Origin of the sequence: Actinomadura soli (assembly GCF_005889715.1) — a bacterium.
Taxonomy (GTDB): domain Bacteria; phylum Actinomycetota; class Actinomycetes; order Streptosporangiales; family Streptosporangiaceae; genus Spirillospora; species Spirillospora soli.
The window spans coordinates 1-1,751 of record NZ_VCKW01000543.1; the positions used below are offsets into that span (position 1 = coordinate 1).

Genomic DNA, 1,751 nt, shown 5'->3' on the forward strand with positions numbered 1-1,751 from the left:
CCGCCTACCCTCCGCCCACCCACACTGATCCGGCCGTTCGGCGGTTCGGGCCAGCCGGGGGCGCCGGGGAATGACTAAGGGCCGCCCACATGGGCGGCCCTTGGAAAGTGTGAGGTCAGGCGCGGACGGCCTGGATCTCCAGCTGGAGGTCGACCTTGTCGCCGAGCAGGGCCTTGTCGCCCTTCAGCGGCACGTTGAACTCGATGCCCCAGTCCTTGCGGTTGATGGTGGTGCCGGCGGAGAACCCGGCGCGCGTCCCGCCCCAGGGGTCCTCGGCGACGCCGTTGAACTCGACCGAGAGGCTCACCGGACGGGTGACGCCCTTGATCGTCAGGTCACCGTCCAGGTAGTGCTCGCCGCCCTCGGAGCGCACGCCGGTGGTCGCGAAGGTCATGGTCGGGTGGTTCTCGACGTCCAGGACGTCGGCGGTCCGGACGTGGGCGTCGCGGTCGGCGTTGCGGGTGTCGAGCGAGGCGACCTTGATCTCGGCCACGGCGCTGGACGCGGAGAGCTCCTCGGCGATCTGCACGGACCCGCTGAACTCGGTGAACGTGCCGCGCACCTTGGTCATCAGGTGCCGGATGACGAAGGTCACCTCGGAGTGCACGGGGTCGATGTTCCAGGTGCCCACGGTCAGCTCGGGGGCGACGGCGGCGATGCTCATGATGACTCCTAGCAGTGGTTGGAACGAGCCATGTGCTTGAAACTTCAACGACTGGTCGCAGGTTAGTTGAGGGTTCAAACATTGTCAAATCCGTGATTGTTCCCCGGGCGTGCAACCCGATCGGGGGGTCGTGCGTAATCAGCGGTCACACAGGTGGGCCGGGGAGAGCGAACGACCCGTCCCGCCGGCGTCCACGATCATCGGGAGTCCTCGTGAGCGACGAACAACCGCGCGCCGCGATCCGCGGCGCGGCGCGCCCGGTCCATCGGCCCCGCCGGGCCCGCGGTCCGGCGACGGGCGCGGCCGTACTGGCGGCCACGGCCGTCCTCGTGACCGGCTGCGGGGGAGGGGAGCCGGGAGCGGGCAAGGCGGCGGCCGCGGACGGCGGCGGAGGAGGAAAGCTGCCCGAGGCGACCACGTACACGACCCTCAACGACCTGCCGGCCGACACCGCGCCCGCCGCCGCCATGGACGGGACGGTCGTCCACCCCACCGAGACCGCCCCCGTGTCGTCGCAGCCCGGCGCGCCCGCCGTGGCGGAACTGCCCGCCAGCCAGCTCAAGGGCGACACCTGGGTGCCGGTCGTGGAGACCCGCCCCGGCTGGCGGCGCGTGCTGCTGCCCAGCCGCCCCAACGGCGTGACCGGCTGGATCCCCGACTCCGGGCTGAAGGTCGCGCGCAGCTCCCACGTCATCAAGGTGGACGTCAGCGACCGCAAGCTGACCCTCCTGAACTCCGGCCGCAAGGAGGGCACCTGGTCCGTGGCGGTCGGCGCGCCGAAGACGCCCACCCCGACCGGACGGACGTTCGTCCTCGCCTCGCTGGCCCCGTCCAAGCCGACCTACAGCCCGCTCATCCTGCCGGTCGGCGCGCACTCCGAGACGCTCGACACCTTCGGCGGCGGTCCCGGGACGGTCGCGTTCCACGGCTGGCCCAGCGCGTCCGTCTTCGGCAAAGCCATCACCCACGGCTGCGTGCGCGTGCCCCCGGACGCCCTGAAACGCCTCGCCAAGGCGCCGCTAGGCACCCCAGTCCTCGTCACCGCCTGACGCCCGGCCCGAAGCCCCGGCCGAGGGCCCAGCCCGCC

Annotated in this window: 2 protein-coding genes; one reads left to right on the top strand and one right to left on the bottom strand. The window is 71.8% G+C overall.

Annotation, left to right across the window (positions count from 1 at the left end; translation table 11 throughout):
* Positions 1 to 115 precede the first annotated feature (115 nt).
* Entirely contained in the window at positions 116 to 664 is a 549-nt protein-coding gene (locus tag ETD83_RS41680) for a YceI family protein (protein WP_138650743.1), read from the bottom strand.
* Positions 665 to 876: 212 nt separating this feature from the next.
* Here ETD83_RS41680 and ETD83_RS41685 point away from each other — a divergent pair, with 212 nt between their 5' ends.
* Positions 877 to 1,713 (top strand): L,D-transpeptidase, encoded by an 837-nt coding sequence (locus ETD83_RS41685; RefSeq protein WP_230421544.1) that lies wholly within the window; start codon positions 877 to 879, stop codon positions 1,711 to 1,713.
* Positions 1,714 to 1,751 lie beyond the last annotated feature (38 nt).

Coding starts and splice junctions, on each gene's coding strand:
- ETD83_RS41680 (WP_138650743.1), bottom strand. CDS start 664: ATGAGCATCGCCGCCGTCGCCCCCGAGCTGACCGTGGGCACCTGGAAC.